This is a genomic window from Pseudomonas sp. C9-3 (assembly GCF_032392015.1).
In the GTDB taxonomy this organism is placed as follows: domain Bacteria; phylum Pseudomonadota; class Gammaproteobacteria; order Pseudomonadales; family Pseudomonadaceae; genus Pseudomonas; species Pseudomonas nitroreducens.
This window is the reverse complement of the sequence record NZ_CP135919.1, coordinates 3,295,115-3,307,607: the sequence shown is the minus strand read 5'-3', so window position 1 is coordinate 3,307,607 and position 12,493 is coordinate 3,295,115. Positions and strand designations below refer to the sequence as shown.

12 protein-coding genes are annotated in these 12,493 nt (G+C 65.8%); 10 read left to right on the top strand and 2 right to left on the bottom strand.

From position 1 onward, the window contains the following. Positions 1 to 78: 78 nt before the first annotated feature. Together RS899_RS14745 and RS899_RS14740 are read right to left on the bottom strand one after the other, a co-directional pair. Positions 79 to 423 carry a VOC family protein gene (locus RS899_RS14745; protein ID WP_315810374.1) on the bottom strand — a complete coding sequence of 115 codons (345 nt, stop codon included), beginning with the start codon at positions 421 to 423 and terminating at the stop codon, positions 79 to 81. 131 nt (positions 424 to 554) lie between these two features. Continuing rightward, entirely contained in the window at positions 555 to 1,211 is a 657-nt protein-coding gene (locus tag RS899_RS14740) for a hypothetical protein (RefSeq protein ID WP_315810373.1), read from the bottom strand. Between the two features lie 272 nt (positions 1,212 to 1,483). On the opposite strand from RS899_RS14740, the gene RS899_RS14735 reads away from it, so the two are divergent. The 10 genes from RS899_RS14735 to RS899_RS14690 all read left to right on the top strand — a co-directional run bounded on the left by RS899_RS14735 (position 1,484) and on the right by RS899_RS14690 (position 12,477). Beyond that, positions 1,484 to 3,412, top strand: a complete 1,929-nt coding sequence (locus tag RS899_RS14735) for an LTA synthase family protein (RefSeq protein WP_315810372.1) — start codon at positions 1,484 to 1,486, stop codon at positions 3,410 to 3,412. Positions 3,413 to 3,591: 179 nt separating this feature from the next. After that, entirely contained in the window at positions 3,592 to 3,936 is a 345-nt protein-coding gene (locus RS899_RS14730; protein ID WP_315810441.1) for a cupin, read from the top strand. A 406-nt stretch (positions 3,937 to 4,342) separates the two neighbouring features. Beyond that, complete coding sequence (locus RS899_RS14725; RefSeq protein ID WP_315810371.1) at positions 4,343 to 5,857, top strand: ABC transporter substrate-binding protein; 1,515 nt, start codon at positions 4,343 to 4,345, stop codon at positions 5,855 to 5,857. 14 nt (positions 5,858 to 5,871) lie between these two features. After that, positions 5,872 to 6,867 carry a flavin reductase gene (locus RS899_RS14720; RefSeq protein WP_315810370.1) on the top strand — a complete coding sequence of 332 codons (996 nt, stop codon included), beginning with the start codon at positions 5,872 to 5,874 and terminating at the stop codon, positions 6,865 to 6,867. Between the two features lie 21 nt (positions 6,868 to 6,888). After that, a complete protein-coding gene (locus RS899_RS14715; protein ID WP_084357586.1) occupies positions 6,889 to 7,941 on the top strand; it encodes an LLM class flavin-dependent oxidoreductase in 1,053 nt (350 codons plus the stop codon). Further along, positions 7,941 to 8,150 (top strand): tautomerase family protein, encoded by a 210-nt coding sequence (locus tag RS899_RS14710; RefSeq protein ID WP_037015607.1) that lies wholly within the window; start codon positions 7,941 to 7,943, stop codon positions 8,148 to 8,150. Before RS899_RS14715 ends, RS899_RS14710 begins: the two co-directional genes overlap by 1 nt. An 11-nt stretch (positions 8,151 to 8,161) precedes the next feature. Then, on the top strand, positions 8,162 to 8,941 hold the full coding sequence (locus RS899_RS14705; protein WP_315810369.1) for an alpha/beta fold hydrolase: 780 nt from the start codon (positions 8,162 to 8,164) through the stop codon (positions 8,939 to 8,941). 104 nt (positions 8,942 to 9,045) lie between these two features. Further along, a complete protein-coding gene (locus tag RS899_RS14700; RefSeq protein ID WP_054909865.1) occupies positions 9,046 to 10,002 on the top strand; it encodes an ABC transporter permease in 957 nt (318 codons plus the stop codon). A gap of 10 nt (positions 10,003 to 10,012) precedes the next feature. Next, positions 10,013 to 10,828, top strand: coding sequence for an ABC transporter permease (locus tag RS899_RS14695; protein ID WP_315810368.1), 816 nt, complete (start codon positions 10,013 to 10,015; stop codon positions 10,826 to 10,828). A gap of 35 nt (positions 10,829 to 10,863) precedes the next feature. Next, positions 10,864 to 12,477, top strand: coding sequence for an ABC transporter ATP-binding protein (locus RS899_RS14690; RefSeq protein ID WP_315810367.1), 1,614 nt, complete (start codon positions 10,864 to 10,866; stop codon positions 12,475 to 12,477). The last annotated feature ends 16 nt before the right edge of the window (positions 12,478 to 12,493 follow it).

Genomic DNA, 12,493 nt, shown 5'->3' with positions numbered 1-12,493 from the left:
TGAGCCGTCGACGAACCCTTTCTCGATCTGATTCTTGAGCGCTTCACTGCGCGCTCAGGAGCAGGTGTCGAGGCCCGTTCAGGCTGAGCTGTGCTGGGCGAAGGCCAGGTGATAGCCGTTGCAGTCGCGCACGCCGAATTCCCGCGAGCCGTAGGGCATGTCCTGCAGGGGCCAGGCGATCTGCGCCTGCTCCTTTACCGCGTCGTAGTAGCGCTGGATGTCGGCCAGTTGCAGGTAGAGGGTGCCGGAACAACCTGCCTCGCTGCCCCACAGGTCCTGCGCGGTGAACAGCAGGCGGCAGTCTTCCAGCTGCACGGTGAGCGTCCCCTCGGCGGAGTCGGTCACGGCAAAGCCGAGCACGTCGCGGTAGTGCTCGCGGGTGAGGTCCAGGTCGTGGCAGCGCAGCAGCAGGGTCAGCGGCATGGGAGCTCCGGAGGTGGGCGCGAAATCCGGATGATGGCACGGCCTGGGCCGGTCGTCAGCGTGGAATGACCTGCCGGCGGAGAACCAGGGCCGCGGCGAAGTGCAGGTCTGCCCGTGGAGGGCGAGAGGGCTTACTTGCGCAGGACGTAGATCCGCACCCCATCCACACCGGGGATCACGTTGCAATGGTGGATCTGGGAGAAGCCCAGGCGCTGGAACTCACGTTCCAGGGCGCGCGCATTGGCGAAGTCGGGGCCGATGGGGTGCGGGTCCGAGCCGCAGGGGCAGGGCTGTATGTCGTCGAGCGAATTCGAATGGCCGATGCGGGCGAACAGGATCACGCTGTCGCGGGTCACCGGAATCCATTGGTTCAGCAAGCGGATATTGCGGCTGTTGCAGGCGGTCTGGGGGATTTCCGGAAGCAGCAGGCAATCGACCGAGCCCTTGCGCAGTTCTGCGTCCTCCAGCGGCGCCGGCAAGTCGCGGATCCGTCGTTTCATCGCTTCGGGCAGCTTGCGGTGGGCGTCGGCCAGCGAGTCGCTGGACGGGCAGGTCGCGACGATGATGCGGTTGCTGTGCTCCAGCAGCACGGGCCAGGAGGCGCCGGGCGACTGTGAGACTTCCAGCATCAGGATCGGCTCCTCGGCCATGCGCAGGGCCAGGCGCAGCAGACGCTTTTCCCGCCACTGGCGAATCCGCCGGCATAGCCCGCGACCGGACGAGCTGCCGGCCAGGGCATCGTGCTGGTGTCGGGAAGAGGGGGTGAACAGGCGCTGGGGATCGTTCATGGGCGTCGACTCGTCAGTTACCGCCCATTGTCGAATCGCGCGATCAAGGTCTCGTCAAGGACATGTGAAAAAGACGTAGAGAGGGATTTTTCGTGCGCCGTTGCCTTGATATTCAGGTGAACGGTTCCGGATCGTGGGCAATTCACGAATCCCGCAGCTTAATTTGACGATTTCTTTTCCTTCTACCTTGTAGTGTCCCGCCCGGGTGCCGGTACCGGCGCCGACTTGCGCCGCGTTGTGCTGCGCAGGAAAGACTTCTACAAGGACACCCCATGCAACTCTTCCGCTCGGCTCCGACGCGCTTCCTGGCGCTGGTCGCCTTGCTCTGGCTGATCGTCTTCTTCCTGACCCGATTGGCCCTCCTGGTCGGCCATCTGCCCGAGGTGGGCACGGCCCATGTGGCGGTCTTCGCCATTGGCCTGCTCTACGACCTCAGCTTCCTGGTCTACGCCCTGTTGCCGATGGGTGTGGTCCTCCTGCTGATGCCCGCGCGGGTCTGGCGCAGCGCCAGTTGGCGCTGGCTGCTGGCGGCGATGCTGTTCACCAGCGTCTACGTGATGCTCTTCACGGCGGTGGCCGAGTGGCTGTTCTGGGACGAGTTCGGGGTGCGCTTCAACTTCATCGCAGTCGACTACCTGGTGTATTCCGACGAGGTGCTGAACAACATCCTCGAGTCCTATCCCATCGGCCTGTTGCTGAGCATCCTTGCGCTGCTTTCGCTGGGCGTGACCCTCGCGCTGTTCAAGGTCCTGGGTCGCCTGCGTGACGCCGAGGTGCCGCCGCTGTCGCGCCGCCTGCTGGGTTGCGCCGGCCTGGTGGCGATGGCGCTGGCGGCCGGTGTCCTGGTCGACCAGGATGCCCCGCGCGGCCAGGATGGCAATACCTACGCCCGCGAGCTGGCGAGCAACGGGCCGTACCAGTTCTTCGCCGCGTTCCGAAACAACGAGCTGGACTATCCGCAGTTCTACGCGACCCTGCCGCCCGAGCAGGTCACGCAGCGCATCCGTTCGGAACTGGCCGAGCCCAATGCCCGCTTCACCGGCACCGGGCCGATGGACATCCGCCGCAGTATCGCCAGCGTAGGGGCGCCCAAGCGCTACAACATCGTCCTGGTGACCATCGAGAGCCTGAGTGCCAAGTACCTGGGCAGCAACGGCGACGAGCGCGACCTGACCCCGAACCTGGACGAGTTGCGTCGCAACAGCCTCTACTTCAACAACTTCTATGCCACCGGCACCCGCACCGACCGTGGCCTGGAGGCCATCACTCTGTCGATTCCGCCCACGCCGGGGCGCTCCATCGTCAAGCGTGTCGGTCGCGAGAGCGGTTTCGCCAGCCTGGGCCAGCAGTTGAAGAACGTCGGCTATGAGGCCGTTTTCCTGTACGGCGGCCGCGGCTATTTCGACAACATGAACGCCTTCTTCGGCGGCAACGGCTACCGCATCGTCGACCAGTCCAGCGTCGCGGAGTCGGATATCCACTTCAAGAACGCCTGGGGCATGAGCGACGAGGATCTCTACGCCCAGGCGATCAAGGTGGCGGACGAGGATCACGCGCGCCAGCAGCCCTTCCTGCTGCAACTGATGACCACCTCGAACCACCGCCCGTACACCTACCCGGACGGCCGCATCGACATCCCCTCGGGCGAGGGGCGTGACGGTGCGGTGAAGTACACCGACTACGCCATCGGCCAGTTCCTCAAGGCGGTGAAGAGCAAGCCGTGGTTCGACAACACGCTGTTCGTGTTCGTCGCCGACCACACCGCGGGCAGCGCCGGCAAGGAAGACCTGCCGGTGGCGAACTACCAGATTCCGCTGTTCATCTACGCGCCCAAGCTGCTGCCGGCCGGCGAACGTGCGGAACTGGCGAGCCAGCTGGACCTGGCGCCGAGCCTGCTGTCGATCCTCAACCTGAGCTACACCTCGACCTTCTACGGGCGCAACCTGATGGTCCCGAACGCCTTGCCGCCGCGCGTGGTCATCGGCAACTACCAGCACCTGGGCCTGTTCGATGGCCGCGACCTGGCGATCCTCAGCCCGCGCGGCGAACTGCGCCGGCACAACCAGGCCCTGGGGGCGAGCACGGAAGTGCCGGCACAGGCGGACGATCCGCTGGTGGCGCGGGCGATCAGCTACTACCAGTCGGCGAGCCATGGGTTCAGCCATCACCTGCTGGACTGGAAGCCGGCGGCGGGGCAGTGAATGCGGGGCCGTTGAATCGGCCCTGCTCTTTTGCGGGAGCCAGCTGAGCTTGCTCGTGCTCGGGCGTCCTGGCGCCCGAGCAGTCGTGGGCTGAACAACCCTCCGTCACCTCGTTTCGAGTCCTGCCTGCCAGGGGCTTTACTGACAGGGAGAGCCTGTCGCTCGGCGAGGTACGCATGATGAACGGCCAGGAAGTGGCACCTGATACGCGAGGCGTGACGGTGGAACTGTTGTCATCGGTCGATCTCGGTCCCGAGATCGAGGGCATGGCGGGCCGCCAATTGCGGATGCGCCGGGTGACCATCGAGCCCGGCGGCGTCTTCGGGCCTGTCCATGACCATGTGGACAGGCCCGGCACTGTGTTCATCCTCCAGGGCACCATCACTGATCACCGCAACGGCCTCGCCACGGACTATGGGCCGGGTGTCGGCTGGCCCGAAGACCACAGCACTACGCACTGGCTGGAGAACCGCGGCAGCGTCACCGCCGTGGAAATCTCGGTGGATATCGTCCGGCGGGCCTGAGCCGGCTACGACGACCTGCAGGCAGCGAAGCAGCCGTTCCGCGCCTGCTGGCCTTGAGCGGCTTCCGGCTGGTCTTTACCCCAAGTGATCTTCCGTTGTTGTCGCGGCCGGTGCGTCATCACACCAACCTGTTTGCCAGATCATTCTGTACGACTGTACAGAAATTTCTTGCGCGCTCGGATTTTTGTCGCTAATAATCTGTACGACTGTCCAAAAGCAATCCGACAGAGAGCGCTTTGGCAGCCGCATTGAGGCGATAACAACCATCATAAGACCGCAGGTGCAACTTCGTCCTATGCCTGTACGGTCGTACAAAAACAAGTGTCTTGCGAGGTGTGGGATGAAGGAAAAGCAACCTGGGGAGCCATCCTCCGGCGTAACCCGTCGTGACCTGGTGAAAGGGACGATGGGGCTTTTGTGGGCCGGCGTGTTGCTGGGCGGCTTGCCGCTGCCGGCATTCGCCGAGCCGAAGAAGGGCGGGCGACTGGTATTCGGCCTGGCCGGCGCGTCGACCACCGACAGCCTCGATCCGGGCCTGGCCGAAGACGACTTCATGATGCTGCTGAGCCAGGCGCTGCGCGGCAACCTGGTGGAGATCGACAGCAGCGGCAACGCCATTCCCGAACTGGCCGAGTCCTGGGAGTCCTCGCCGGACGCCAGGGTCTGGACCTTCAAGCTGCGCAGTGGCGTGCAGTTCCACAACGGCAAGCCCTTCGTCGCCGATGATGTGGTGGCCACGCTCGACTACCACCGCAAGGACGGCTCCAAGTCCCTGTCCAAATCGATCGTCTCGCAGATCGACGAAGTGAAGGCGGTCGATGACTCGACGGTGCGCGTCAGCCTCAAGGGCGGCAACGCCGACTTCCCCGTGCTGATGAGCGACTACCACCTGAGCATCCTGCCGCGTGGCGCTGACGGCCAGGTCGACTGGCGCTCCGGCGTGGGCACCGGCGGCTACATGCTCAAGGAGTACAACCCAGGCGTCCGTGCCTTTGTAGTGCGCAACCCCAACTACTGGAAACCGGGCCGGGCGCACGTCGAGGAGGCAGAGCTGATCGCCATCGCCGACTCCGTGGCGCGGCAGAACGCGCTGCTCACCGGCAAGGTCAACGTCATCAACCGCGTGGAGATCAAGACCCTGTCGCTGCTGCAGCGCAGTAACAAGGTACGCATCGCCGAGGTCACCGGCCTGAACCACGCGACCATGCCGATGATCGCCAAGGTCAGCCCGTTCCAGGACAACAACGTACGCCTGGCGCTCAAGCACGCAGTGGACCGCGAGCAGTGGGTGAAGTCGATCCTGCGCGGCCACGGCAGCGTCGGCAACGACCACCCCATCGGCCGCCAGCAGAAGTACTTCAACAGCGAACTCGCCCAGCGCCAGTACGATCCCGACAAGGCGCGCTTCTACCTCAAGCAGGCCGGGCTGGACAGCCTGGATATCAGCATCAGCGCGGCCGACGCGGCCTTCGCCGGGGCGGTGGATGCCGGCGTGCTGTTCGAGGAAAGCGCGCGCAAGGCCGGCATCAACCTCAAGGTGGTGCGCGAATCCAACGACGGTTACTGGATCAACGTCTGGTCGAAGAAGCCCATGTGCATGTGCTACTGGACCGGCCGCGCCACGCCGGACTGGATCTTCAGCCAGATCTACGCCAGCGGCGCGTCCTGGGGTGACACCCAGTGGAACAACGAGCGCTTCGACAAGCTGATGCTGCAGGCCCGCTCCGAGCTCGACGAGGCCCGGCGCAAGGCCATCTACTGGGACATGCAGGCGATGCTGCGCGACGAGGGCTCCACCGTGGTGCCGATGTTCATGAACCACATCATGGGCATGGGCAACGACGTGGTGACGTCGCCGACCGTGGCCGGCGACATGGCCCTGGACGGCATGCGCGCCATCGAGCGCTGGTCGCTGGCGTGAAGCGGGAGAACGGGATGAGCAACCTCGACTGGCATTCGGTCAGCGCGGACGACACGCGCAGCCTGCGCAACGTCTTCGGCACCTTCATGACCGGCGTCACCATCGTCACCACCCGCGAGGCCGACGGCACGCCGCGCGGCTTCACGGCGAACTCCTTCACATCGGTCTCGCTGAGCCCGGCGCTGGTGCTGGTGTGCATCGCCAAAAGCGCCGGCAGCCTGGCGGTCTTCAGCGCGGCCGAGCGCTTCGCCGTCAATATCCTCGGCGACTGGCAGCGCGACCTGTCGAACCGCTTCGCCGGGCGCTCGGCCGACAAGTTCGCCGGGGTCGAGCTGTTGTCCTGCGAGGCCGACGTGCCGTGCCTGGCCGACAGCCTGAGCGTGCTCAGCTGCCGGCGCCACAGCCTGGTGGAAGCGGGCGACCACGTGATCCTGATCGGCGAAGTGCAGCGCTACCGCAGCAGTGTGGGCAGCCCGCTGGGCTACTTCCGCGGCAGCTACATCGACTTCGCCGAAGGGGCCAAGGCCATCCAGGTGGAGCGCGGCAGTGCGCTCAAGGTCGGGTGCCTGATCGCCCGCGACAACGGTGTGCTGCTGGTGCGCGAGCCGGGCCAGGAGTACTGGAGCATCCCGGAGGTGTTCTGGCGGGCCGGGGTGAGCCAGAAGGCGGTCATCGATGAGGTCTTCCGCCGGGTCGGCCTGGTAGGCGAGGTGTCGTTCATCTACTCGATGTTCGAGGAGGCGGGCGACGACTTCACCCGCCTGGTCTTCCGCGCCGATGCCAGCGCCGAACTGGCGTTGTCCGGCGACGCCGGGCGGGAAGTGCGTGTCTTCCGTGCCGAGGACGAGCCCTGGCTGCTGGTCCGCGGCGACTACTGCATCAGCATGCTCCACCGCTTCTTCAGCGAGCGGCAGGCCGACAGCTTCGGCATCTACTGCGACACCGCCGATGGCGGACGAATTGCCGGCATCGCGGGCAAGCCCGTGCATTGGCTGGACTGGAAACACTAAGACCACCGAGTGGACAACAACATGGAATTCAACCATTTCCTCAGCTCCTACCTGCCCGATCCGGATGCCTCCGGCAAACAGCTCTACGAGCACATGGTCGAGCAGGCCGTGGTGGCGGAAGAGGTCGGCTATGCCGGCATTTCCATCCCCGAGCACCATCTGATCAATATCCTGCTGGTGCCCTCGCCGCTGCAGATGGCGGTGAAGATCGCCGCGGTCACCCGGCACATCGAACTGGCTACCTCCATCGCCGTGCTGCCGATCCGCGACATGCGGGTATTCGCCGGCGAAGTGGTGCAGGCCGATGCCCTGTGCGACGGCCGGCTGGTGCTGGGCGTGGGGCGCGGCGCCTTCAAGTACGAGATCGAGATGCTCGGCGTGCCGATGAGCGAGACCCGCGAGCGCTTCGACGAATCCCTGGCCGTGCTGCAGGCCCTGCTGACGCGCAAGGAAGTGAGCTGGGACGGCAAGTACTACCAGTTCGGCCCGCTGACCGTGATGCCGCGCCCCGAGCGGGAGATTCCGCTGGTGGTGGCGAGCATGGCGCCCGAGGGCATCCAGGCCTGCGCGCGCCAGGGCTTCTCGGTGCAGACCACGCCGCTGAGCGGCGACCACCAGATGCTGCTGGACCAGGTCAACGCCTTCCGCCGTGGCAACGCCGAGGCGAAAGCGAAATCCGCCAGGCGCGCCCGGCTGTCGCTGCAGCGCGCGACCTATCTCGCCCGCGATGAAGCCGACGCCCGCGAGAAGCTGCAACTGGCCTACGAGTACTACCGCCGCTTCGACAACGTGTTCACCGGGCCGGGCATCGTCCATGGCGGTGGCATCGAAGCGCTGCCACGCCAGCAGTCCATCGAGGAGTTGGGCAGGAACCTGCTCATCTGCACCCGCGAGCAGATGATCGACCAGCTTTCCGCCTATGCCGAGGCCGGCATCGATGAAGTGATCATGACCGCCAATTTCGGCCAGTCCCAGGAAGACAGCCTGGACATGATGCGGCGCTTCGGCGAGCAGGTCATTCCGCACTTCAGTTCCCGCTCGAACCAACCCAACCTGAACAAGAGGACCGGCTGATGCCCCTGCTTACCGTAGAACTCTTCCCCGGACGTACCCCCGAAAAGAAGCGCGAGCTGATCCAGGCGCTGACCGACACCTACCTCCAGGTCTGCGGCGGCAAGGCCCAGGCGGTCACCATCCTGCTCAAGGAGGTGGACCCGGCCGACTGGGGCGTAGGCGGCCGCAGCTACGCAGAGATCATCGCAGAAGCAAAGGCCCAGGGCTGAGGAGGCGCGTGATGAACAAGGCAATCGATTGCGCCTATGTGGTGGACGGGCAGGGGCCCGCCCTGGTGATGGTGCACGGCATCGGCGCGCGCAAGACCGGCTGGGACAAGGTTACCGAGGCGCTGAAGGACAGCTTCACCTGCATCCGCTATGACCTGCGCGGCCACGGCGAGTCGCCGCTGCCGACCGGGGACTTCGGCCTGGAAGAACTGGTCGAGGACCTCGAAGCGCTGCGCGCGCGGCTGGGCATCGAGCAGATGCACATCATCGGCCATTCTCTCGGCGGGATGATCGGCCCCGCCTATGCGCACAAGTATCCGCAGCACGTGCTGAGCGTCGGGCTGCTGTCCACCGCGGCATTCCGCTCGCCGCAGGACAGCGAGAACGTGCGCAAGGTGGTCCGCGCCATGGAAGAAAAGGGCATCGGCCCGGTGCTGGATACCCTGACCCAGCGCTGGTTCACCGAGAGCTTCTGCGCGGCGCATCCGGAGGTCATCGAATGGCGCAAGCAGCAGGTGATGGACACGCCCGCCGAGGTTTTCCTCAACGTCTTCCACATCTACGCGGAGACCGAGATGGCGCCCTGGCTGCATGAAGTGAAGCAACCGTGCCTGGTGCTCACCGGCGAGTTCGACGGCGGCTGCAATCCGGGCCTGAACCGGCAGATCGCCGAGGCGTTGCCGCACTCGCAGCTGGTGGTATTGCCGGACCTCAAGCACGCCATCCTGATCGAAGCGAGCGACCAGGTGGTGCCCCACCTGAAAGCCTTCCTGGACAAGGCCTCGCACTAACACCTGCCGATACGCCGGAGGAGGGTGGGCACTGCCCAGCCCTCCCCGTAACCGCCCAGAACCATAAGAACAACAACTGCCCAACCGATCAGCAGGTCGATACCATGGCTTTGATTTATCCCATTCTCTTGCGGCGCATTCTTCTCGGAGCCCTGACCCTGTTGGGCGTCTCCGCACTCATCTTCGCGGCGGTGCAGCTGCTGCCCGGCGACATGGCGCAGAAGCTGCTCGGCCAGTCCGCCACGCCCGAGGCGCTGCATGCCCTGCGCCACGAGCTGGGGCTGGACCAGCCCGCGCTGAGCCGCTACCTGCACTGGCTGCTGGGCAGCCTGCAGGGCGACTTCGGCACCTCGCTGTCCAACGGCCGGGCGGTGTCCGAACTGATCGGCCAGCGCCTGCTGAACACGCTGTTCCTGGCTGGCTACACGGCACTGATCGCGGTGCCGCTGGCGCTGCTGCTGGGGCTGTTCGCGGCGCTCTACAAGGATTCGATCTACGACCGGGTGGTGAACATCGTCTCCCTGGCGGCGGTGTCGCTGCCGGAGTTCTTCATCGGCTACATCCTGATCCTCTGGCTGGCGGTGAAGCATCCGCTGTTTCCTTCCATCGCCGACGTACCGGCCTCGGCGAGCCTGCTCGACCACCTGCAGGCGGCCTTCCTGCCGGCGCTGACACTGACCCTGGTGATCACCGCCCACATGATGCGCATGACGCGCATCGCGGTGCTCGACCTGCTGCAGCTGCCCTACATCGAGATGGCCCGGCTCAAGGGCCTGTCGCGGCTGAAGATCGTCCTGCGCCACGCGTTGCCCAACGCCTGGGCGCCCATCGTCAATGTCATCGCGGTGAACCTCGCGTACCTGATCACCGGCGTGGTGGTGGTCGAGGTGGTGTTCGTCTACCCCGGCCTCGGGCAACTGATGGTGGACTCGGTGATCAAGCGCGACGTCATGGTGGTCCAGGCTTGTTGCTGCATCTTCGCGGTGGTCTATATCGGCATCAATCTGCTCGCCGACGTGCTGTCCATCGTTACCAACCCGCGCCTGCTGCATCGCCAGTGAGGACGAGCCGATGAATGCCTTGATCGCAACCTTCAAGCAGATGACCTGGACCGCCCGCATCGGCCTGCTGATCATCCTTTTCTACACCTTCCTCGCGCTGTTCGGCCCGCTGGTGGCAACCTTCGGCGAGACCGAGATCGTCGGCGGCGAATACGACCCCTGGAGTGCGCAGCACTGGCTGGGCACCGATGCCCTGGGGCGCGACATGCTCTCGCGGGTGATCTTCGCCGCGCGCAACACCATCGGCATCGCGCTGCTGTCCACCGCGCTGGCCTTCTTCATCGGCGGTTCGCTGGGGCTGATCGCCGCTGCCATGGGTGGCTGGGTGGACAGCGCACTGTCACGCCTGGTGGATGTGCTGATGGCGGTGCCGCAACTGATCTGCGCGCTGCTGTTGCTGACCATCTTCGGCACCAGCATCGCCAACCTGGTGTTCGTCATCGCCCTGGTGGACGCCACGCGCATCTTCCGCCTGGCGCGCTCGGTGTCGCTCAACGTGGTGGTGACCGACTACATGGAAGTTGCCCGGCTGCGCGGCGAAGGGTTGTTCTGGCTGGTGGCGGTGGAACTGCTGCCCAACGTGCGGGCACCGCTGGTGGCGGAGTTCGGCCTGCGCTTCTGCTTCGTGTTCCTGACCATTTCCTCGCTGTCGTTCCTCGGCCTGGGGCTGCAACCACCGTTGGCGGACTGGGGCAGCATGGTCCGCGAGAACGCCTCGCTGATTTCCTTCGGTGACCTGACGCCATTGATCCCCGCAGCCGCCATCGGCGTGCTGGCGATCGCCGTCAACTTCGTTGCCGACTGGTTCCTCGCCCAGCGGCGATGACCGTCCTGCCCACGTATTGTCCGAGGACACGCAGCATGAGCGAACCCCTACTGAAGATTACCGGCCTGCGCATCGAAGCTGGCGGCGCGGATGGCTGGAGCGAGATCGTCCACGGCATCGACCTGCAATTGCAGCGCGGCAGGATACTCGGCCTGGTCGGCGAGTCCGGCGCCGGCAAGTCCACCATCGGCCTCGCCGCCATGGGCTACACCCGCGACGGCTGCCGCATCAGCGGCGGCGAGATCCTCTTCGACGGCATCGACCTGCGCCAGATGCCCGAAGCGCAGCATCGCGAGCTGCTCGGCGCGCGCATCGCCTATGTGGCGCAGTCCGCGGCGGCGAGCTTCAACCCGGCGCACCGGCTGATCGACCAGCACTGCGAGAGCGCCCTGGAGCACGGCCTGGCGCCCCGCGAACAGGCGCGCCGGGATGCGGTGGAACTGTACCGGAAGATTTCCCTGCCCGAGCCCGAGTCGATCGGCGAGCGCTATCCGCACCAGGTGTCAGGCGGCCAGTTGCAGCGGATCATGACGGCCATGGCGATGTCCTGCCGGCCGGACCTGATCATCTTCGACGAGCCGACCACGGCACTGGACGTCACCACGCAGATCGACGTGCTGCTGACCATCCGCGAGCTGGTCCGGGAGTTCCAGGTGGCGGCCATCTACATCTCCCACGACCTCGCCGTGGTGGCGCAGATGGCCGACGAGGTGATGGTGCTCAAGGACGGCCACATGGTCGAACGCGGCGACAAGCGCCGGGTGATCGCCGAGCCGCAGGCGGACTACACCCGCTCGCTGTGGGCGGTACGCAACCTCGCGTGTGAGGCGCGTCCGCCGGTGGCCGCCGACCAGCAACCGCTGCTGGAGCTGCGCGGCATCCGCGCCGGCTACGGCAACAAACAGGTGCTCGACGACGTGTCGCTGAAGGTCTTTCCGGGGCGCACGCTGGCCATCGTCGGCGAGTCCGGCTCGGGCAAGTCGACGCTGGGGCGCTGCATCACCGGGGCCTTGCCCAGTCGCGAGGGCAGCATCCTGTTCCAGGGCAGGCCGCTCGCGGGGCATTACGCCAAGCGCAGCCGGGACAAGCTGCGTTCGATCCAGATGATCTACCAGATGGCCGACACCGCGCTGAACCCGCGCCACCGCATCGGTGACATCGTCGGGCGGCCGCTGCAGTTCTACGGCGGCCTGAGTGCCGCGCGACGGGAGGAGCGAACTCGCGAATTGCTCGATGCCGTGGGCCTGGAACCCGGCCGCTTCATGGCGCGGCGGCCGGGCGAATTGTCCGGCGGGCAGAAACAGCGGGTGGGCATAGCCCGCGCCCTGGCGGCGGACCCGGCAGTGATCGTCTGCGACGAGATCACCAGCGCCCTCGACCAGCTTGTCGCGGAGGGCATCCTGCGGCTGATCGACGACCTCAAGCAGCGCCTGGGCATCACCTACCTGTTCATCACCCACGACCTGTCGGTGGTGAAGTCCATCGCCGACGACGTGCTGGTGCTCAAGGCTGGCCGCGTCGTCGATTTCGGCGACAAGCAGCGGGTGTTCACGCCGCCGTGCGACAGCTACGTCACGCGCCTGCTCGACAGCATGCCGCAGATGGACCCGGACTGGCTCGACGGCCTGTCGCAACGGGGCGTGGCCTGAACTCATTTCCGCTCAA

What these genes read in the sequence shown, in the direction of transcription:
- RS899_RS14745 (WP_315810374.1), bottom strand. Translation starts at nt 423, where the DNA reads ATGCCGCTGACCCTGCTGCTGCGCTGCCACGACCTGGACCTCACCCGC.
- RS899_RS14740 (WP_315810373.1), bottom strand. Translation starts at nt 1,211, where the DNA reads ATGAACGATCCCCAGCGCCTGTTCACCCCCTCTTCCCGACACCAGCAC.
- RS899_RS14735 (WP_315810372.1), top strand. Translation starts at nt 1,484, where the DNA reads ATGCAACTCTTCCGCTCGGCTCCGACGCGCTTCCTGGCGCTGGTCGCC.
- RS899_RS14730 (WP_315810441.1), top strand. Translation starts at nt 3,592, where the DNA reads ATGAACGGCCAGGAAGTGGCACCTGATACGCGAGGCGTGACGGTGGAA.
- RS899_RS14725 (WP_315810371.1), top strand. Translation starts at nt 4,343, where the DNA reads ATGGGGCTTTTGTGGGCCGGCGTGTTGCTGGGCGGCTTGCCGCTGCCG.
- RS899_RS14720 (WP_315810370.1), top strand. Translation starts at nt 5,872, where the DNA reads ATGAGCAACCTCGACTGGCATTCGGTCAGCGCGGACGACACGCGCAGC.
- RS899_RS14715 (WP_084357586.1), top strand. Translation starts at nt 6,889, where the DNA reads ATGGAATTCAACCATTTCCTCAGCTCCTACCTGCCCGATCCGGATGCC.
- RS899_RS14710 (WP_037015607.1), top strand. Translation starts at nt 7,941, where the DNA reads ATGCCCCTGCTTACCGTAGAACTCTTCCCCGGACGTACCCCCGAAAAG.
- RS899_RS14705 (WP_315810369.1), top strand. Translation starts at nt 8,162, where the DNA reads ATGAACAAGGCAATCGATTGCGCCTATGTGGTGGACGGGCAGGGGCCC.
- RS899_RS14700 (WP_054909865.1), top strand. Translation starts at nt 9,046, where the DNA reads ATGGCTTTGATTTATCCCATTCTCTTGCGGCGCATTCTTCTCGGAGCC.
- RS899_RS14695 (WP_315810368.1), top strand. Translation starts at nt 10,013, where the DNA reads ATGAATGCCTTGATCGCAACCTTCAAGCAGATGACCTGGACCGCCCGC.
- RS899_RS14690 (WP_315810367.1), top strand. Translation starts at nt 10,864, where the DNA reads ATGAGCGAACCCCTACTGAAGATTACCGGCCTGCGCATCGAAGCTGGC.